This is a genomic window from Ruegeria sp. HKCCA0370 (assembly GCF_013033705.1).
In the GTDB taxonomy this organism is placed as follows: Bacteria; Pseudomonadota; Alphaproteobacteria; order Rhodobacterales; family Rhodobacteraceae; genus Ruegeria.
In genome coordinates, this window is the sequence record NZ_WQEP01000003.1 from 100,405 (window position 1) to 120,200 (window position 19,796).

The window sequence follows — 19,796 nt, forward strand, 5'->3', positions numbered from 1 at the left end:
CAAGTTTTGCTTCGCTCTGCGAACGGAAGTGGCTAACTAGGTCCTCATGACTTTCGGGGAGGCACCGCGTTGGCCAAGGCAAAGAATATCCTGTTCATCATGTTCGACCAGCTGCGCTGGGATTATCTGAGCTGTTACGGGCACCCACATCTGCATACTCCGAATATCGATCGTCTGGCCGCGCGCGGTGTCCGCTTTGACCGGGCCTATATCCAATCGCCGATTTGCGGCAGTTCCCGCATGTCGACCTATACCGGGCGCTATGTGCATTCCCATGGGGCCTCATGGAACAACATTCCCCTCAAAGTGGGTGAGATCACGTTGGGCGACCACCTGCGCAAGGCGGGAATGGATTGCTGGCTGGTCGGCAAGACACATATGGCCGCCGATGCCGAGGGGATGGCCCGTCTTGGGCTGGAGCCCGACAGCATCATCGGCGCCCGCGTCGCGGAATGCGGGTTTGACGTGTTCGAACGCGATGACGGGTTGCGCGCAGAGGGTCCGGACGGATTTTATGACCCGGAGGGGGCAAAGAAATACAACCATTACCTTGCAGACAAGGGATACGAGAGCGACAATCCGTGGCATGATTTTGCCAATTCCGGTCTGGATGCCGATGGCAACGTGCTGTCGGGGTGGTTCCTGAAGAATTCATCCGAACCGGCAAATATCGCGGAAGAGGACAGTGAAACACCATATCTGACCACCCGTGGAATCGAGTTCATGGACAGCCATGACGGACCATGGTGCTGTCACCTCAGCTACATCAAGCCTCACTGGCCTTACATCGTGCCGGAACCTTACGCTTCGATGTACGGGCCCGAACATGTCGTGCCCGTGGTCCGCTCGGAAGCTGAGCGAAAGAATGCCCACCCCGTCCTGAAGGCCTTCATGGACACCAAGGTCGGGCAGGCATTTTCGCGCGAGGATGTCCGCGAGGCGGTGATCCCGGCTTACATGGGGCTGATCAAACAAGCGGATGACCAGATGGGTCGTCTGTTCGACTGGATGGAGAAAACCGGGCGGATGGACGACACGATGATCGTGCTGACCTCGGATCACGGTGATTTTCTGGGCGACCACTGGATGGGTGAGAAGACTTTCTTCCACGATGCCTCAACCAAAATGCCGCTGATCATTTATGACCCATCACCCGAAGCGGACGTCACGCGCGGCACCACCTGCGACGCGCTGGTCGAGTCGATCGATCTGGCGCCAACGTTTCTGGAACTGGCAGGCGGCGAAAAAGCCGGGCATATTCTCGAGGGGCATTCTCTGCTGCCGATCCTGCATGGTCAGTCCGACAAAACGCCCCGACAGGTCGCGATTTGCGAGTATGACTATTCCGCGTCCCCCATCGCGCAGCGACTGAATGCATCGGTTCGAGATGCGGTGATGTTCATGGTCGCGAATGAAAAGTGGAAGCTCATCCATTGCGAGGGTGGGTACAGGCCGATCCTGTTCGATCTGGAAAACGACCCCGATGAACTGGTGGATCTGGGTGACAGCGCAAATCATTCGGATGTCATCGCGCAAATGTACGATCACCTGTTTGCCTGGGCGCGGCGCCCTTCACAGCGCACCACCCGGTCCGAACAGCAGTTGATCGATATGCGGACCCGAAGCGGGGGCACGGGCATCATGATCGGCATCTACGACGAAAACGACACGCCGCTGGAACTGACGGTCAAGTATCGCAACCGCAAGGCGAAGCCATACACGCGTTACCTCAAAGACTAGTCTCGTCCGGGTTTTCCCCGATAAAACCATGTTGGCTTTGCGTCGAAAAATGCAGCGGCTCATTGTCCTCCAGCGATGGACCGAAGCCGCAAGGCCATTTGATTAATTCTGCGTAAATTGCCGCAAAGATGGTTCACCCCTTGCCGGCCAGACGCTAGAAGAAGACCCAAGCAGTAATCGGAGATTTTCAATGCCAACCCCCAAACCCGTTGTTCTGTGCATTCTTGATGGGTGGGGCGTGTCAGACGACACACAGGCGAATGCGCCCTATCTGGCGAACACGCCGACCTTTGACGCGATCATGGCCAAATGCCCGCACGCCACGCTGACAACGCATGGCCCGGACGTAGGTCTGCCCAGTGGGCAGATGGGTAATTCCGAAGTCGGTCATACAAACATAGGTGCGGGCCGCGTTGTGGCCATGGATCTGGGTCAGATCGACCTGGCCATCGAAGACGGTTCGTTCTTTGACAATAAGGCATTGCAGGCATTCATTTCCAAGGTCAAATCCTCAGGGGGTACGGCTCATCTCATGGGGTTGGTCTCGGATGGTGGTGTTCACGGGCACCTGAATCACATCATCGCGGCAACCAAGGCCATTACGGATGCCGGAGTTCCGGTCGCCCTTCATGCGGTCACGGATGGGCGCGACGTGGCCCCAAAATCTGCGCTGACCTATTTTTCCCAGTTGGAAGAACGGCTGCCCGAGGGGGCACGTGTCGTCACGGTAAGCGGTCGCTATTTCGCCATGGATCGCGACAATCGCTGGGAACGGATCGCAGAAGCTTATGACGCGATGATCAACGGCAAGGGCAGGGCGGCCGACACCGCACATGGCGCTGTGGACCATGCCTACAACCAGTCTGAGTCTGACGAATTCATTACGCCGACCGTGTTGCAAGGTTACAAGGGCGTATCCGACGGCGATGGCTTTTTCTGTCTAAATTTCCGTGCAGATCGTGCTCGCGAAATCCTGCGCGCGATTGGTGAACCGGGCTTTGCCGAGTTCGAAACCGGGCCGCGGCCGAAACTGTCGGCGCTGCTGGGCATGGTAGAGTATTCGGACGGTCACAACGCATATATGACCGCGGTTTTTCCGAAACGGGCGATTGTGAACACGCTCGGGGAATGGGTCGCCAAGCAGGGGTTGCGTCAGTTCCGGCTGGCTGAAACCGAAAAATACCCCCATGTCACTTTTTTCCTGAACGGGGGCAAGGAGACACCTGAAAAAGGTGAAGATCGCTATATGCCCAAATCACCCAAGGTTGCGACCTATGATTTGCAACCCGAGATGTCCTCGGCCGAGGTCACAGCCAAGTTTGTTGAGGCGATCGAACAAGGTTACGACCTGATCGTAACCAATTACGCCAACCCTGATATGGTCGGGCATACCGGCGACCTTCAAGCTGCGATCAAGGCATGTGAGGCCGTTGATGCAGGATTGGCTCAGGTCGTTGCTGCCTTGGAAAAAGCAGGCGGCGCAATGATCGTCACCGCCGATCACGGTAACTGTGAAGTGATGGTTGATCCGGAAACTGGCGGTCCGCATACGGCGCACACGCTGAACCCGGTGCCCATAGCTTTGGTCGGAGGGCCAGAGGGCGCGCAGGTGCGTCAGGGGCGGTTATCTGATCTGGCGCCGACCCTGCTTGATTTGATGAACCTGCCCAAACCGCCGGAAATGACCGGAGAAAGCCTGCTGTCATGAGGCTGACCGCCCTAGCGATTGTGCTGCTTTCAGCTTGTCAGGCCTTTGCCCAGACCGACGCTTCTCGGGCGGCGCTGGATGCGGCAAGGATGCTGGAACAGGCGTCGATCTCGCTGAGCGAAGCAGACGGCGCAAGGGATCGGGTGCGGGCGCTGACCGAAACGATACAAGCCTATGAGGCCGGGCTGAGCGCGATGCGGACCGGTCTGCGCAAGGCTGCAACACGCGAAGCGCAACTGAGCGCGCAATTGAGCGCGCGTGAAAAGGACGTCAGGCAGTTGCTTGGTATTTTGCAGACCATCGAAACGACCGCGCCGCCAGTGCTGATGCTGCACCCGTCAGGCCCATTGGGCGCGGCGCGGGCCGGAATGATGCTGTCCGAGGTGACGCCTGGGCTCAATGCAAAAGCGCAAGCGCTGGCACAGGACCTGCAAGAGGTTCAGACCCTGCGTCTGCTGCAACAAAGCGCCTCGGAAACTTTGACCGAAGGGCTGCGCGGTGTGCAGGATGCCCGTACGCGATTGAGCGAAGCGATTGCCGACCGCACTGATTTGCCGCGTCGGTTTGTCGAAGACCCGGTGCGCACGGCCATTCTGATTTCTTCGACCGAGACTCTGGATGGTTTTGCAAGCGGTCTGTCAGAGATTTCAGAAGGCGAGATCATTGAAACCGACGCAAGCATCCTGGATCAGAAAGGACAGATTCCTTTGCCGGTGCAGGGCGTTTTGCTGCACAAGGCCGGTGAACCGGACGCCGCAGGGGTCGCCCGCGCTGGTCTGGTCATCGGCACCCGTTCCCGTGCGCTTGTAACATCCCCCACTGCGGCCACGATCCGCTATCGCGGGCCATTGCTGGATTTGGGAAACCTTGTCATTCTGGAGCCGCAACCGGGCCTGTTGTTCGTGTTTTCGGGCTTGCAAGAGGTCTATGGTCAACCCGGGCAGGTGATCCCCAAAGGCACTCCGGTTGGCCTGATGCCGGGTGAAATGCCGGAAATCGGCGCAATATTGTCAACAAGCGGTGATGGCACTGGAACTGATCGCCCAGAAACGCTCTATATAGAGGTAAGAGAAGACAACACCCCGGTGGACCCGGAAACTTGGTTTCGGACCGACAAGGATGGATAAACGAGTATGAAGAAATTTGTGATGGCCGGTTTGGCCGGAACTGTGGCAGGCATTCTTGCGACAACACAGATCGCAGGTCCCCTGCTGGCGCAGGAGGCTGTGAACAAGGCCAGCGTCTATGAACAGCTTGACCTGTTCGGTGACATTTTCGAACGCATCCGTGCGCAATATGTCGAAGAGGTCGAGCCCGAAGAACTTATCGAGGCGGCAATCGATGGAATGCTGACCTCTCTTGATCCGCATTCCAGTTATCTTTCACCCGATGATGCCGAACAGATGCGCGTTCAGACTCGGGGCGAGTTCGGTGGACTGGGTATTGAGGTCACGCAGGAAGACGGTTTTGTCAAAGTCGTGTCTCCCATCGACGACACACCCGCTGACGAGGCCGGGATCGAAGCCGGAGATTTCATCACACATGTGGATGGCGAAAGCATTCTGGGCCTGACGCTGGACAAGGCGGTGGATTTGATGCGGGGTCCGGTCGGCTCCGAGATCGTTATTACCGTCGTGCGCGAAGGCGAACCTGATCCCTTCGATGTCACCATTATCCGTGACACGATCAAGCTGACCGCCGTTCGCGCCCGCACCGAGGGCACAAGTGTCGTGCTGCGGGTAACGACCTTTAATGATCAGACTTTCCCCAACCTACAGGAAGGGTTGAAGGAACAGATCGAAGAAGCTGGTGGCATCGACAAGGTCAATGGTGTCGTACTGGACCTGCGCAACAACCCGGGCGGTCTGTTAACACAGGCCATCAAAGTTTCGGATGCGTTCCTGAACGAAGGGGAAATCGTCTCGACCCGTGGACGGGACCCGGAAGAGGGTGAGCGTTTCAACGCCACCCCCGGCGATCTGGCGGAAGGCAAACCCATTGTCGTGTTGATCAATGGTGGTTCGGCCTCGGCATCTGAAATCGTCGCGGGCGCGCTTCAGGATCATCGCCGGGCCATCGTCGTCGGCACCAAAAGCTTCGGCAAAGGGTCGGTTCAGACGGTGATGCCGCTGCGGGGTGATGGTGCGATGCGCCTGACCACGTCCCGGTATTACACCCCATCAGGGCGGTCGATTCAGGCTCTGGGTGTCAGCCCTGATATCATCGTGGAACAACCCCGTCCGGCGCCAGAACCGGAAGAGGAAGAAGCCAACGCCCGTTCGCGGTCCGAGGCCGATCTGCGCGGCAGCCTCAACAATGACAGCCTCAGCGAAGATGAGATCCGCCAGATCGAAGAAGATCGCGCCAAGGCCGAGGCAACCGCAGAGCTGAGGGAAGAGGATTACCAGCTGGCCTATGCCATCGATATCCTGAAGGGGCTGTCGGCCTTCAACCCCAACGGGCCGTCACAGTAAAATGGTTAGGGCTGCGGATGTCGCAGCCCTTGGCTCCCGGCTTTAGCTTTCGATCCGGTGCAGTTTCTTTTCGTCGAGAAGCAGCGCCAGAACGAGACCGACCGAGACGGACAAGGCCGAAAAGACGAAAGCCATACTCATTCCGCTGTCAAAGGCCGCCGACAATGCCCGTTGAACCGTCTCTGCTTCGCTGGATGACAACCGGCTGATTACCGCATGGGCGGACGGCGTTTCAAGTGTTCCGCCGTTGATCGTGCGAAGCTCTGCTTCGGTCAACTTGATGCCCGAAGCGGCCACATACTGGCGAAGCTCAGACAGGCTGACGACGTACATAATGGCCGTGGCACAGGCGACAGAGATTGCGCCGTAAACCAGGTGGGTCATGAAGCTCAGGCCGCCAACCAGCCCAGCCCGTTCCGGCTTTACGGCACACATTGCAGCAGTGCCGGACGGCCCAACCGTCAATGTTGCGCCCAGCCCGATCATCGCCATGCCGGGCAGGATGCGAAAGTACCCCAGATCACCGGGCAGCACGACAATGGTCGCAGCGCCGATCGTTGCGATCAGATATCCCCAAAACAGCAGCCGCTTGGGGCCGAAATCATTGTAAAGCGTGCCCGAAACAATTGATCCCACGGCAAGCAACACGGTCAGCGGCGCCAAGCCCAGTGCCGATTCAAACGTCGACCAGCCCAGCACCTTTTGCATGTATTGGGGAAAATACAGCAGCCCCACAAATGCCGCGGACACGTTGAACATGTTCAGGCCAAGGGTGATGCGAAACTCGCGGTTTTGCATCATCTGCGGCAAAAGCAGCGGCTCTGTCACGCGTTTCTCGACTTTGGGGAACAGAATGAAAAGCGCAGCACTGATGAAAAACAGCATCAACAACGGAACGGATGTCCACCCCCAGTCCGCGCCCACATCCAAACCGTAAAGCAGCAGCAAAACGGCAAAGGACAATACACCCATTCCGGCGAGGTCGAGGTGTTCATCCGGTTTGTGCTGTGTTTCGCGCTCCATCAGGATCAGCGCGGTGGCCATCGAAATGCAGGAAAAGACTACATTGGCGAGGAAAAAGTAGCGCCACTCTCCCAAGTTCACGGCCAATCCGCTGAGCATCGGACCAAACACGTTTCCGGTGGTCACACCTGCCAGAATCAGCCCCATCACCAAGGCTCGATGTTCTGGCTTTGATACTTTGGTTGCCCCGAAGGCCAGCGTGCAGGGCCATACACAACCCGCGCCGATGCCTTGCAGCGCACGCGAAATGACAAGAAAATCAAGACTGGGCGAAACAAAGCACATGACCGAGGAAAACAGAAAGATCGACAGGCCAAAAAGCATCATTCTGCGGTGGCCGTACATGTCGCCAAGCCGCCCGCCTGCGACCATGGTCATGGCGAAAAACAAGGCATAAATGTTCAGAACCCATTGGGTGCTGGTGATATCGGCGTCAAAGCTGCTTTCGATCGCAGGCACCAGCATCAGGGCGCCGGTAAAATCAATACCGATGCCAAATCCGGTAACCATCAAAGCGATGACTTTGACTATGCTGCTGCGATCCATGATAAGGCGCGATCCGTTCTGAAAACGCCAATGATGCACGAATCTGGCAAGATTGACAGGAAAACCAGCCGGAACGGATCAGGGGTCGTCTCGGCAAATCCGGCGGAAAGCGCGTTTCAGCATATCCAGTTCAGCCCGCAGCAAATCAATTTCGGCCCTTAGATCATCTGCGGCGGGCTCACCGGCAATCACTGTGAAGCTTCCCAGTTTTTCGGTTGTGGCTGCATCTGCAACGACGAACGTGTGCACGCCTTCGGACAGGGCTGCAACAGGCACCTGTATGCGCAAGTCCCATCCGTCTTCTGCGGGCGACAGGTCAACATCGCTCAGGGTTTCGCCCTGATAGCTTACCTCGGGGTTAGGCGTACTGCCGGCTTGAATGTGGCCTTGCCAGATTCCGTTTTCGAACCGGATGAAGGTTAGCTTGGTCTGCGTCATGACTGATCTTCTCACAAATCGGCACGATGAAAACGGCAAAACGTAAGATCCCGCACCACCATGCGGTTCATCTCGGGCGTTTCAAAAATCAAATCCAGCCAGATTTTTTCGATCCTGCGCTCATTCAGGGGGAGATGCGCCAGATCAAAATCCACGGCCTTTGATACCTCGCTGGGATAAAGGCTTCGCAACACCTGTTCCATATTGGGCCCGTGCTGAATGTTGAGGCGCGCGAAAACGCCCGATGGCTTTTCACACTCGATCAGGGTTTCCAGCCTCACAAGATGCTCGCGCGTTAGATGAATTGCAGCATCCACAGGCAATTCAACCGAAACGGACAGGAAGGACCCCCCAAAGCTGAAAACCTCGATCACGAGACTGAACGGAGCCAGATCTCTGTCCCCTCTGTTCCGGACTTGCCGAACGGCAATTTCAGAAAGCGGGCAGTCGTGGAACACGCTGACCTGACTGTCCAGAACGGTCTTTCGCGGGGCCGAAGCCACACCCGGTTGCGTCAGGGGCGCACGCCACAGGTCGGGGCGGCAGCTCCAGTCTGTTCCGACGGGTTTGGGAAACTGCGTTGACCCAATCGTTGGCCGGATCAGGCGACTGTCCGCCTGCTGAATCAGATGATCAAGATGCCTGCGCAAGCCGCGGGCCTGATCCCGTTGCAAGCGCAAATCTGCCTGGCTGGCATACGGCGCCTGATGCGCGGCTCGACGCCAGCGCCCCAGAATCTTGCGATGAAAATAGCGATCCAGAATCCTGCCCATGGCCACGTCGTCCGATAATGCCCGGCCTTAGTCAAGGACAACAGCATGAACAAAGCCGCAATAACGGAATTGCTATCGAAGCCTTGTGTTTTCCTGTTGGGGTCCCTCCATAATTTGGTTAGGCGCAACATGCTGAAACTGAACCGGTCTATTCTTGCAATGTACCGGGTCAGTGCTTACCGTTTGGCTCCTGCAAAGTGGGTCATCCCAAGAACAGCCACACAACAGTTTAGCGCATGACAAGGCCAGGTTATGGAGTCCACTTTATTTGCCTTCATTTGGAAATATTCGAAGAAACAGCAACTTGTTCTTCTTCTGCTGACGGTCCTGTCGTTCCCGTTTCTTTACGCCTCGCTGGAACTGCCCAAACAAATCATCAACGACGCAATCGGCGCGCCGGGTGACACGGTAACCATCTGGAACTTCACCGTGACGCAGGTTCAGTATCTGATGATACTGTGCGTTGCATTTCTGGCGACGGTGATCGCGAGCGGTGTCATGAAGATGCGCATCAACACGATGAAGGGCGTCCTAGCCGAGCGCATGCTGCGGCGCCTGCGCTATACGTTGATTCAACGGTCGATGCGGTTTCCGAAATCCTATTTTGCGACCACCAGCCAGGGTGAGCTGGTATCGATGATCACGTCCGAGGCCGAACCGATGGGTGGCCTGATGGGGGATGCCATCGCGCAGCCGGTTTTCCAGTTCGGCCAGATGATGACGATCGTCACCTTCCTGTTCATGCAAAGCGTTTGGTTCGGGCTTGCCAGTATCGCGCTGATCCCGCTTCAGGCCTGGCTGATCCCCAAGCTTCAGCGGCAAATCAACCTTCTGAACAAGGACCGCATTCAGGAAGTTCGACGTCTGAGCTCGGAGATCGGCGAAACTGCGGCGGGTATCAGCGATCTGCGTACCAACGGAGGGTGGCGCTATCGCCTTGCGCAATTCAGCCATCGGCTGGGGAAACTGTTCGAGATCCGTTTCAAGATCTACAACAAAAAATTCTTCATGAAGTTCCTCAACAACCTGATAACTCAGATGACACCCTTCCTGTTTTATTCAGTGGGTGGATATCTGGCGATCACTGGCGAGGTGACCGTCGGTGCGCTGGTTGCCGCGTTGGGCGCCTACAAGGATCTGAGCGGCCCATGGAAGGATCTGCTGACCTATTACAATCAGGTACAGGACATGTCTTTGCGGTGGGAAATCGTCACCGAGAGATTTGCGCCGGACAACATGATACCGGAAGAACTTTTCGAGGGTGAGCCTGAAACCATCCCGCGTCTGACTGGCGACATAGAGCTGCAAAATGTGACAGTTCGCGATAGCGATGGTAAAACCGTTCTCGAAGATCTTGATCTGACCATTCCGCGCGGCGCGCGCGTCGCAATTCAGTCTGGACAGGCGTCGGAACGCAGCGCGTTGGGTCAGCTTTTGACTCGTGAGGTGTTGCCGGCTCAGGGTGAGGTGATCATAGCCGGGCATAATCTGCGGGGTCTGCATCAGGCCGTCATCGCGGCCCGGATCGGCTATGCCTATTCGCGCCCTTACCTGTTTGACGGGACATTGGGCGACAACCTCATGATGCCTTTGCGCACGCATCCACGACATCAAGCAGATACGCTCAAGGCCCCGACGCGGTGGCAAATCGAAGCTGTTCGTGCAGGCAATTCACCGGATTCTCTGGACGATGAATGGATTGACCCGGGCCTCGCCGGTCTTGACGATATCGACGACATACGTGACTGGTGGTTCCAGCTGGTGGAAGCGATGGGTATCGACGAGTTCATGTTCCGCCGCACGTTGCGTACGCAGTTCGACCCGGAAATTCACCCGGTTCTGGCACAGGAAGTTGTCAATTTACGAGGGACCATCGCTGAGCGCCTGGCAGAAAAGGGGCTTGATCGATATGTGTACCGGTTCGACCCTGATCGCTTTAACCCGGCAGTTCCGCTGGGCGGAAACCTGTTGTTCGCGGCACCATCCAAGGACATTTCTCCGGATATTTTGGCGGGTGACGAACGGTTCGTTCAGATGCTCAGGGCCCATGATATGGTTGACGACGTGATCAGCATCTCTCAGGCCGTCATGGACACGCTCAGCAAGACCTTCGGGCGGGACGGGGCGGATCACCCGCTGTTCCTAAGGCTTGGCATGTCCAAGGATATGTATCACAAATTGCTGGATATCGAAGAACGGCGCAAAGCCAAGGGTGACATGGCCGTGAGCGACCAGGAGCGCGCATTGCTATTGACGGTGCCGTTCCTGTTGACGGCCGAGCAGATCGGCCCAAACTTCCCGGAAGAATACAAGGAAAAGATTCTTGCCATCCGCAAAAGTCAGGCCAAGCGGCTGCGGGATGCGATGGGCGGCATGTTCATGTCAGTTGCGCCGGACATCTATGTGCCACGTCTGACCGTGATGGAAAATGCGATCTACGGCCGGGTTTCGTTGATGGCCGGTGCACACGCGGACGAAATAGAAGACGTTGTGGCCGAAGCCATGAACGAAGCCGGCCTGCGACGCCGTGCAGCTGCCATCATCTACGATCTGCCAGCAGGCCTGGGCGGGAACAATCTGCCGACCGTCTTTCAGGAGCGTGCCGCATTCTCGCGCGCAGGTATCAAACGGCCTGACGTCCTGATTCTGGACAGGGCCCTGGCAAGTCACGATTCCGAAAGCCGGTTGCGCACCCGCCTGAAACTGCGGGAATTGTTGCCGGATTCCATTATGATCTTTATGGAAGATCACTTTGCACATCCCGAAGCGTATGATCTGTTTGTGGAAATCAAGGATGGCCGTATCGATGGTGTGTCACGATCCAAATCCCCGCAAGAAGTCAGCACGTCGGACGATCTGAGCCGCAAGCTCGAGATCATTTCGGCGACCGAGTTGTTTTCCGGCGTGGATGGCCGCAACCAGCGGTTGTTGGCGTTCTCAGCGCAATGGTACGAAGCAGCAGCGGGGCAAGTCATTTTCTCGCGTGGTCAGGCGCCGGACGCGGCGTATCTGTGCGTCTCAGGGCGGGCCAGGCTGGACTGGCCCACGGATGATGGAAAAAAACGCCCGATCTCGATCATCGAACCCGGGCGGCTGATCGGTGATCTCTCGATCATAACAGGAGAGCCCAGACAACTGGATCTGGTCGCCACCGAAGATTGCAGGTTCCTGCGAATCGGCGCCGAGGAACTGCGTGCCGTGGTCGAAAGCGACGCTTCGGTTGCTACGCAATTGCTGCAGACTGTTGCGGGATATCTGACTACGTTGTCCACAAGAATCAATGCGGCGCAGAACCCCGAGGAGCTGCTCCCGACGATTACGGATCAGGCGATTCAGGAAAGCACGGATTATAATGCCTAAAGCATATTCCGCTCATGACCATCTGGTCGAAACCGCGCGCGGCAAACCGGAAATCTGGCGCCTGTTGCTGGGGCTCTTGCTGGTTGCCGTGCTGGTCAGCGTTCTGAACATGGTGTTTTTTACCGTGGTTGCCGGGATGGGTCCGGAAAGCTGGGCGCAGACGCTTCTGATGGGCGGTTCACCCCTCGCGCTGCTGTTGCTGTTGGCCAGTTTCGGTTTCATCATTCTGGGCGTGGCAGTCGCCGCCCGGCAGGTTCAGCACAGGTCTTTGGTGTCCATCGTGGGCGGGTACCGATTGGCTGCGGGCCAATTCCTCAAAGTGTTGAAAGCACTGCTTATTTTGGGCGCTGTCGGGTTCCTGCTGCCGCCTTATGGCTTTGGCGGATCTCTGTCGCAGAACCTGCCATTGTCAACCTGGCTTCTTCTGTTGCCGGTTTCGGCCTTGGTTGTTCTGGTGCAGACCAGCGCCGAAGAGCTGTTGTTCAGAGGCTATATTCAGCAAACCCTGGCAGCCAGATTTCGATCGCCTGTCATCTGGATGGGGGTGCCATCCATCCTGTTTGCAATTGGACATTACACACCGGACATGGCCGGCGACAACGCGTTGCTGATTGCGCTGTGGGCTTGCGTTTTCGGTCTGCTGACATCGGACCTGACGGCACGGGCCGGAACATTGGGGCCAGCTATCGCCTTGCATTTTTTCAACAACATCATAGCGTTGCTGTTCATCTCGTTGCCTGACAACCTGAACGGGCTGGCGCTGTTCACCCTTCCGTTCGATGCATCCGACGCCGAACAGCTTCGCCCCTGGCTTCTGGTGGACCTTGCCGTGATGTTCGTTTGCTGGCTGGCCGCGCGACTTGCGCTCAGGCGTTGATTGCAATTCCTTCCGTGGCGTCCTATTTGACGTCAACACCGCACAAGCCAAGGTTCCGACATGAACTGGATCACAAACTACGTCCGCCCCCGGATCAACTCGATCTTCTCACGCCGCGAAGTGCCTGAAAACCTCTGGCACAAATGCGACGAATGCGGAACGATGCTGTTCCATCGCGAGTTGGCGGAAAACCAGAATGTCTGCACACAGTGCGACCACCACATGGCGATCAAACCGCGAGAGCGGTTCAAGCACTTGTTTGACGGCGGCATCTTTACCGAACTTGAAGTACCCGCGCCAAAAGACGACCCGTTGCAATTCCGCGATCAGAAGAAATACCCCGATCGCATGAAAGCAGCGCAGAAGAAGACCGGCGAAAAGGAAGCCATGCTGGTCGCCTTGGGTGAAATTGGCCGCACCCCCATTGTGGCCGCCGCGCAGGATTTTTCGTTCATGGGCGGATCGATGGGCATGTATGTCGGCAACGCGATCATCGCCGCCGCGCAGGAGGCGGTGAAACTCAAACGGCCGCTGATCCTGTTCTCGGCAGCCGGTGGCGCCCGTATGCAGGAAGGTATCCTCAGCCTGATGCAGATGCCGCGCACCACTGTGGCAGTCGAGATGCTGAAAGAAGCCAACCTGCCATATATCGTGGTACTGACTCATCCGACAACCGGTGGCGTTACTGCGTCTTATGCGATGCTGGGCGATGTCCATATCTCGGAACCCAACGCGCTGATCTGCTTTGCTGGGCCTCGCGTGATCGAGCAGACGATCCGCGAAAAACTGCCCGAAGGCTTTCAACGCGCCGAATACCTGCTGGATCATGGGATGCTGGACCGTGTCACCAGACGTACCGAAATGCGCGATGAACTGATTACCATCACGCGGATGCTGATGAATCTGCCGCCGGCGATCAAGGGCGATCTGCCTGCACCGGAACCAACCGACGCAATCGAGGCCCCCGCCGAAGAGACAGATCAGAAATGACGGCCAAGACGTCCGACGCCATCCTCGACCGGATGATGGCGCTGCACCCCAAGATCATTGATCTGACCTTGGACCGTGTCTGGCGTCTGCTGGCGGCATTGGACAATCCGCAGCTGAAATTGCCGCCGGTCATCCATATTGCCGGAACCAACGGCAAGGGCTCGACTCAGGCGATGATCAGAGCGGGGCTGGAAGGGGTGGGGCGCTCGGTACATGCCTATACCTCGCCGCATCTGGCCCGTTTTCATGAACGTATTCGATTGGCCGGAGAGCTGATCTCGGAGCCAGAACTGACGGCGGTTCTGGATGAATGCTACGCTGCGAATGGCGGCGAAAACATCACTTATTTCGAGATCACCACATGCGCCGCCCTGTTGGCCTTTGCCCGCGCCAAGGCAGATTTCACATTGCTCGAGGTCGGGCTGGGCGGGCGTCTGGACGCCACAAACGTGATTGAAAACCCGGCCGTCACGGTTATTACCCCCGTATCCATCGACCATGAACAGTTCCTGGGTGATACTTTGGGCAAGATCGCGGCGGAAAAAGCGGGCATCATCAAGCCCGGCGTTCCGTGCATTGTCGGCCCGCAACAGGACGAAGCGCTTGAGGTCATCGAATACACGGCCGCCCGAATGGGTGCGCCTTTGTTGGTTCATGGTCAGCACTGGCACGTGCAGGAAGAAAACGGGCGTCTGATCTATCAGGACGAAACCGGTTTGCGGGATGTGCCTCTGCCCAACCTTCTGGGCGCGCATCAGATTCAGAATGCGGGCGCAGCGTTGGCAGTTCTGCGCCATCTGAACATGGGCGACGACGCATACGAAGCTGCCGTGACCAAGGCCGAATGGCCGGCGCGAATGCAGCGTATGAAATCCGGCCCGCTCGTCGATCAGGCCCCGCAGGCCGAGATTTGGCTGGATGGTGGTCACAACGCCGCCGCCGGAATCGCGTTGGCGGATGTGCTGACGAACCTGCCGCAAAAACCCACGCACATGATCTGCGGCATGCTCAACACCAAGGATGTGACAGGGTATCTGGCACCTCTGGCCGAGAAAGCGACAAGTCTGACAGCCGTGTCCATTCCGGGTGAGACCGCAACGCTCAGCGCGGAAGAAACCGCTGCGGCTGCGGCCAGGGTCAACCTTCCCGCATCCACCGCCGACAGCGTGGCGGACGCATTGAAAGTGATCACGGACACTGACCCGCAGGCGCGTGTTCTGATCTGCGGCTCGCTCTATCTGGCTGGAAAAATTCTGCAAGAAAACGCGTAGGTGCGTTCCGGCCTCATGATCTGGCTGACACTGTCTTGGCGCGGGCGATACGGGCGGATCAGCGCCCCTGTCGCCCCCAATCCTGATCCTGCATTTCCCGCAGGCGTGATGCCGTGCGTTCAAATTCGAAGGTTCCTTCGCCTTCGACATACAGCATCTCGGGTTCCGCGGCAGCCGAGCAGATCAAACGCACCCTGGCTTCGTAAAGCGCATCAATCAGGGTAACAAAACGCTTGGCCTCGTTGAAATTGTTGCGCGACAGGCGTGGGATGTCCTCAAGCACCAGCACCTTTACCTCTTCGGCGATCGCAAGATAATCACCCGGCCCAAGCATGCGGCCACACAGATCATAGAATGAAGCCCGCGCCACCCCGTTGCGAAAGGCGGGCAATTCAACGGCCCGGCCTTTGACGTGCAACACAAGCGGATCAGCGGGTCCACCGGCAAGATCTGTCCAGACTTCTCTGATCTTCTGCCGGGCTTCTGGGCCAATCGGAGTGAAATAGACCGGGGCACCCTCCAACCGGTTCTGCCGATAGTCCGTGGGCGACACCAATTCCCACACCTGCAACTGCTCTTTGATATGGGCGATGAAGGGCAGGAACAGCTGCCGGTTCAGCCCATCCTTGTACAGATCGTCGGGATGCCTGTTCGACGTGGTAACCACGACCACGCCGCCCTCGTGCAACAAGTCAAACAGCCGCCCGACAATCATTGCGTCCGTAATGTCGGTGATCTGCATTTCGTCAAACGCGAGCAAGCGAACTGAATTGACCACCTCCTTCGCCACCGGTGCCAGGGCATCCTCGACATTCTGTTGCCGGGCCTTGTGCATTCCAGCGTGAATCTCCTGCATGAAAGCGTGAAAATGCACGCGCCGTGCTGGGATATTGCCCAGCGTATCGACGAACATGTCCATCAGCATGGATTTCCCACGCCCGACACCGCCCCACAGGTACAGTCCTTTGGGTGGCGGAGGCACCTTGCGAAAGAGCCCTCGTTTTACCGGCTTGGACAGCGCCGCCCGGATGCGTTCGAATTGGGGTAGAACGGCCTCTTGCGCGTCGTCGCGTGTCAGCGTTCCGTCCGCAATGCGGGCCTCGTAAAGCGAAATAAGATCCGTCATGAATCCGAGCCTTACCCGTCGTCTCGGCCGTTGAAAAGAAGCCATTTTTGGCGACACATCAATTTTGTTTATCCGTGACCGCAAATCTGCTGAATTGACGGTGACACCAAAAGTAATACGGTCCTTCGGACGTAACGCCTGAGGTCCCATGCCCCGATCCGCCCGCTTGTTGAATCCGATTCTGATTGTCGGATGTATCATCATCACGGTCAGCTTCGCCGTTCGTGCGTCGTTCGGCGTATTCCAGATTCCGATAGCCGATGAGTTCGGCTGGCTTCGGACCGATTTCTCGATGGCGATTGCAATTCAAAACCTGGCCTGGGGCATCGGGCAGCCGATCTTTGCCGCGATTGCCGAAAAGGTGGGCGACCGCCGAGCCATCATCCTCGGCGCTCTCACTTACGCGGCTGGCATGGTGCTGACGGCATGGTCCGTTACGCCGTTCGAGCATCAGATATACGCGTGGCTGGTGGGTTTCGGCATCGCCGGGACTGGGTTTGGTGTGGTTCTGGCGGTTGTCGGGCGCGCGTCCACCGATGAAAACCGGTCCATGTCGCTGGCCATCGTTACCGCTGCGGGCAGCTTTGGGCAGGTTCTGGGGGCGCCGACCGCTGAATGGCTGCTGACTTTCCTGCCTTGGCAGCAGGTTTTTGTCGTGTTCGCCGCGGCAATTCTTGCCCTTGTGCTGACCTTGCCCTTCATGCGCGCACCCCAGCCCGTTTCGAAGGCAGAGATGCAAGAAAGCATGAGCGAGATTCTGGGCAAGGCGTTCCGCGACCCTTCCTATGCGCTGATATTTCTGGGTTTTTTCAGCTGCGGATACCAGCTGGGCTTCATCACCGCGCATTTCCCGGCTTTCGTGACCGAGATGTGTGGACCAATCCAGCCTGGAGGCGTACTGCATTCCATCGGGATCACCTCCACATCCGCACTTGGTGCGGTGTCGATTTCCTTGATCGGTCTGGCCAATATCGGCGGCACGCTACTGGCGGGTTGGGCCGGCAACCACTTTCCGAAAAAGTACCTTCTGGCCGCAGTTTATTCGGGCCGGACGATTGCTGCGGCTTTGTTCATCGTGTTCCCGATCACACCCTTTACGGTCATCGTGTTCTCGCTGGTGATGGGATCGCTTTGGCTGGCCACCGTGCCGCTGACTTCGGGGCTCGTCGCGCATCTATACGGTCTGCGTTATATGGGAACGCTCTATGGCGTTATCTTCTTGAGCCACCAGATCGGCAGCTTCCTGGGCGTCTGGCTTGGCGGACGCATGTACGACCAGTATGGCGACTACAACATGGTTTGGTGGATCGGGGTCGCGATCGGTGCCTTCAGCGCCATAGTCCACCTGCCGATCCGTGAGAACCGAACAGCAGTTCCTGCCTGAGGCACATCGATACGCCACAGGCAGGGAACCAATCGGGCAAAGGCGTTACCGAAGTTCGGCCTCGGTGTTGCCGCCATCCACCGTCACGACATGACCGGTGGTGCGTTCCATCAGCGCCAGCGCAACAAAGGCGTCCGCGACATGCTTCGCCTCGACTTCGCGGCCCAGCAGGTTGCCTGACATATAGGTCTCCTCGGAAATGCCACGTGCGGCAGCGCGTTCCTGAATGAACCCATCCGTCAGCAGGCCAGACCGAATTCGGTCTGCATTCACCCCATTCACACGGATCCCATATTCGGCCAATTCAAGTGTCAACTGGCGCAACAGGAACAGGGTGGCGGCTTTTGGCGTGCCATAGGCCCCCATGTTCCGGCCCGGGTTGATCGCCTGTTTGGAGATATTGAACAGGATCTGACCGCCGCGGCCCTGAGCTTGCATCACTCGGGCAGCCTGTGTCGCAAATGCCTTGTGCGCGAAGAAATTCAGTTCAAAAGCCGCGCGGAACTCGTCGTCACCAAGATCCAGCAAAGCGCCCGAAGTCGCCGACCCGGCATTCGATACCATTACATCGATTCCACCAAACCGGTGTATCGCCGCCGCAATCGCGGCATCTGCGGCGCCTCTCTCGGTTACGTCGCAGGCATATGTCGAATGCCATGTGCCAAGGGTCGATTTGGCCTCGGCCAACGCCCGTTCATCCCGGTCCACCAGAACGACATTTGCACCGGCGTCAGCAAAGGCCTTGGCGGTGGCCAAACCTATCGCCCCTGCACCGCCGGTCACCATCACAATCTTGCCCTGAAGCGGAGGTGGTGAGCTTTTGCCCAGCTTCGCCTGTTCCAAGGACCAGTATTCACAATCAAAGCGATCTTTTTCATTGATGGGAAAAAAACCGCCCGCGTCTTCGCCCACTGTTCGAACCCGCAGGTTTTGTTCCGCAAGATCCGCCGCTGCCGAGGCAGCCTTTGCGTTCGGGCCCATTCCCAGGATCCCCACGCCCTCGATCCAGGCATGCTTGGGGTCTTGGGGCAGTAGTTTCTTGGGTTCGTCGGCCTGCGGCGCCTGCCGTTCAAAATACGCCCGATAGTCTTTGGCAAACTCTTCGACCTTTGCCTTGATCCGCGACCGCCCCCCAGACAAATCCGACGCGCGCAATACAAGTGGGCAGCCTTTTGTCCGTAATACGTGATCCGGCGACGCCATGCCCCGCTGGGCCAATGAATCAATATCCGGACGATCAAAAAACTGCATGACATCCGGCCCGTTGCGGAGGTCAAAAACCGGCATCGGGTCATCCCGTTGGGCCGCCACTTCGGCGATGACCCCGCGCAGGATCGGCAATACCTCAAGATTCTCAGCTGGATCGCGACGGCCAATTGTCGTCAGGTCCTTCATTCCGAAATAGGCAGCAACCTCGTTGGTATGCGCCACAATCCGGTCATAGCTTTCCTGCGCCGACACGCCGAACGTGAAATGCCCGTGCTGAAGCAGCAGAAGCCCTTCGACATTCGGGTTTTCGTCAAATACTTCGGCCGCCTTTTTGGCCAGCCCGAAGCCGGGCATGATATAGGGCACAATGCCCAGTCGGTCGCCAAAAATCTCGCGGCAGACTTCCTCGGCATTTGGCAGATTGGCGAGCACCAGAAAGGGTGTCGCATGCGTATGATCCACATATTTGTGCGGTAAAAATGCATGCAACAGAGTTTCCACAGAGGGGTTCGGAGAACCCGAATCCAACAGATTGGCGCGCTGAACATTGACCATCTGCGCATCTGACAGATGGTCCAATGCGCGCAGTTTCATCAAAGGATCAAGCCACACGCCCGGCAAGCCCGGTGCCTCGATGCTGTCCAGATCCCACCCAGATCCCTTGACATGCAGAACGCGCTGCGGATCGCCGAACAGATCAGGGCGTTCCAGTTTGACCGACGTGTTGCCTCCTCCGTGCATCAGGAGGTCCGGGTTCTGACCGATCAGCCGCGAGGTATAGACACGTTCGCCCAGTTCCTGATCTGCGGGGTCTGTTCCGGCCCGATCACGCCATTTCCGTGCCTCGTCGGCCCTGTACCAGTTTTCAATCATCATT

14 protein-coding genes are annotated in these 19,796 nt (G+C 57.6%); 9 read left to right on the plus strand and 5 right to left on the minus strand.

What is annotated here, in order from left to right:
* Positions 1-69 precede the first annotated feature (69 nt).
* From GOW31_RS09170 to GOW31_RS09185, 4 genes are all read left to right on the plus strand, one after another.
* Positions 70-1,740, plus strand: a complete 1,671-nt coding sequence (locus tag GOW31_RS09170; protein WP_171169469.1) for a sulfatase-like hydrolase/transferase — start codon at positions 70-72, stop codon at positions 1,738-1,740.
* 190 nt (positions 1,741-1,930) lie between these two features.
* A complete protein-coding gene (gene gpmI / locus GOW31_RS09175) occupies positions 1,931-3,448 on the plus strand; it encodes a 2,3-bisphosphoglycerate-independent phosphoglycerate mutase (RefSeq protein ID WP_171169471.1) in 1,518 nt (505 codons plus the stop codon).
* A complete protein-coding gene (locus tag GOW31_RS09180) occupies positions 3,445-4,575 on the plus strand; it encodes a murein hydrolase activator EnvC (protein WP_171169473.1) in 1,131 nt (376 codons plus the stop codon). The genes gpmI and GOW31_RS09180 overlap by 4 nt, the downstream gene beginning before the upstream one ends.
* A gap of 6 nt (positions 4,576-4,581) precedes the next feature.
* Positions 4,582-5,922, plus strand: coding sequence for a S41 family peptidase (locus GOW31_RS09185; RefSeq protein ID WP_171169475.1), 1,341 nt, complete (start codon positions 4,582-4,584; stop codon positions 5,920-5,922).
* Between the two features lie 42 nt (positions 5,923-5,964).
* Here GOW31_RS09185 and GOW31_RS09190 read toward each other — a convergent pair whose 3' ends face one another.
* The 3 genes from GOW31_RS09190 to GOW31_RS09200 form a co-directional block, all read right to left on the minus strand.
* Positions 5,965-7,491, minus strand: coding sequence for an MFS transporter (locus tag GOW31_RS09190; RefSeq protein ID WP_171169477.1), 1,527 nt, complete (start codon positions 7,489-7,491; stop codon positions 5,965-5,967).
* A 78-nt stretch (positions 7,492-7,569) separates the two neighbouring features.
* A complete protein-coding gene (locus GOW31_RS09195) occupies positions 7,570-7,929 on the minus strand; it encodes a hypothetical protein (RefSeq protein ID WP_171169480.1) in 360 nt (119 codons plus the stop codon).
* 11 nt (positions 7,930-7,940) lie between these two features.
* A complete protein-coding gene (locus GOW31_RS09200) occupies positions 7,941-8,702 on the minus strand; it encodes a DUF6478 family protein (protein WP_171169482.1) in 762 nt (253 codons plus the stop codon).
* Positions 8,703-8,954: 252 nt separating this feature from the next.
* Here GOW31_RS09200 and GOW31_RS09205 point away from each other — a divergent pair, with 252 nt between their 5' ends.
* From GOW31_RS09205 to GOW31_RS09220, 4 genes are read left to right on the plus strand one after another with little or no spacing between them, the layout of a single operon-like run.
* The gene (locus tag GOW31_RS09205) at positions 8,955-12,062 is read left to right on the plus strand and encodes an ABC transporter transmembrane domain-containing protein (RefSeq protein WP_171169484.1); all 3,108 of its coding nucleotides are present in this window, start codon (positions 8,955-8,957) and stop codon (positions 12,060-12,062) included.
* Entirely contained in the window at positions 12,055-12,939 is an 885-nt protein-coding gene (locus tag GOW31_RS09210) for a CPBP family intramembrane glutamic endopeptidase (protein ID WP_171169486.1), read from the plus strand. The genes GOW31_RS09205 and GOW31_RS09210 overlap by 8 nt, the downstream gene beginning before the upstream one ends.
* Positions 12,940-12,999: 60 nt before the next feature.
* The gene (gene accD, locus GOW31_RS09215) at positions 13,000-13,929 is read left to right on the plus strand and encodes an acetyl-CoA carboxylase, carboxyltransferase subunit beta (RefSeq protein WP_152460202.1); all 930 of its coding nucleotides are present in this window, start codon (positions 13,000-13,002) and stop codon (positions 13,927-13,929) included.
* A complete protein-coding gene (locus GOW31_RS09220) occupies positions 13,926-15,200 on the plus strand; it encodes a folylpolyglutamate synthase/dihydrofolate synthase family protein (protein WP_171169488.1) in 1,275 nt (424 codons plus the stop codon). Before accD ends, GOW31_RS09220 begins: the two co-directional genes overlap by 4 nt.
* A 58-nt stretch (positions 15,201-15,258) precedes the next feature.
* Here the strand turns inward: GOW31_RS09220 and zapE are convergent, their stop codons facing one another.
* Entirely contained in the window at positions 15,259-16,326 is a 1,068-nt protein-coding gene (gene zapE / locus GOW31_RS09225) for a cell division protein ZapE (protein ID WP_171169490.1), read from the minus strand.
* A 148-nt stretch (positions 16,327-16,474) separates the two neighbouring features.
* On the opposite strand from zapE, the gene GOW31_RS09230 reads away from it, so the two are divergent.
* On the plus strand, positions 16,475-17,710 hold the full coding sequence (locus GOW31_RS09230; RefSeq protein ID WP_171169493.1) for an MFS transporter: 1,236 nt from the start codon (positions 16,475-16,477) through the stop codon (positions 17,708-17,710).
* 45 nt (positions 17,711-17,755) lie between these two features.
* Here GOW31_RS09230 and GOW31_RS09235 read toward each other — a convergent pair whose 3' ends face one another.
* Positions 17,756-19,795, minus strand: coding sequence for a bifunctional aldolase/short-chain dehydrogenase (locus tag GOW31_RS09235; protein WP_217356652.1), 2,040 nt, complete (start codon positions 19,793-19,795; stop codon positions 17,756-17,758).
* Position 19,796: the final 1 nt, after the last annotated feature.

Bases quoted from the DNA above. Each gene is read 5' to 3' on its own strand.
- accD (WP_152460202.1), top strand. From the start codon at position 13,000: ATGAACTGGATCACAAACTACGTCCGCCCCCGGATCAACTCGATCTTC.
- GOW31_RS09190 (WP_171169477.1), bottom strand. From the start codon at position 7,491: ATGGATCGCAGCAGCATAGTCAAAGTCATCGCTTTGATGGTTACCGGA.
- GOW31_RS09180 (WP_171169473.1), top strand. From the start codon at position 3,445: ATGAGGCTGACCGCCCTAGCGATTGTGCTGCTTTCAGCTTGTCAGGCC.
- GOW31_RS09210 (WP_171169486.1), top strand. From the start codon at position 12,055: ATGCCTAAAGCATATTCCGCTCATGACCATCTGGTCGAAACCGCGCGC.
- GOW31_RS09220 (WP_171169488.1), top strand. From the start codon at position 13,926: ATGACGGCCAAGACGTCCGACGCCATCCTCGACCGGATGATGGCGCTG.
- GOW31_RS09235 (WP_217356652.1), bottom strand. From the start codon at position 19,795: ATGATGATTGAAAACTGGTACAGGGCCGACGAGGCACGGAAATGGCGT.
- GOW31_RS09200 (WP_171169482.1), bottom strand. From the start codon at position 8,702: ATGGGCAGGATTCTGGATCGCTATTTTCATCGCAAGATTCTGGGGCGC.
- GOW31_RS09230 (WP_171169493.1), top strand. From the start codon at position 16,475: ATGCCCCGATCCGCCCGCTTGTTGAATCCGATTCTGATTGTCGGATGT.
- GOW31_RS09185 (WP_171169475.1), top strand. From the start codon at position 4,582: ATGAAGAAATTTGTGATGGCCGGTTTGGCCGGAACTGTGGCAGGCATT.
- GOW31_RS09205 (WP_171169484.1), top strand. From the start codon at position 8,955: ATGGAGTCCACTTTATTTGCCTTCATTTGGAAATATTCGAAGAAACAG.
- gpmI (WP_171169471.1), top strand. From the start codon at position 1,931: ATGCCAACCCCCAAACCCGTTGTTCTGTGCATTCTTGATGGGTGGGGC.
- zapE (WP_171169490.1), bottom strand. From the start codon at position 16,326: ATGACGGATCTTATTTCGCTTTACGAGGCCCGCATTGCGGACGGAACG.
- GOW31_RS09195 (WP_171169480.1), bottom strand. From the start codon at position 7,929: ATGACGCAGACCAAGCTAACCTTCATCCGGTTCGAAAACGGAATCTGG.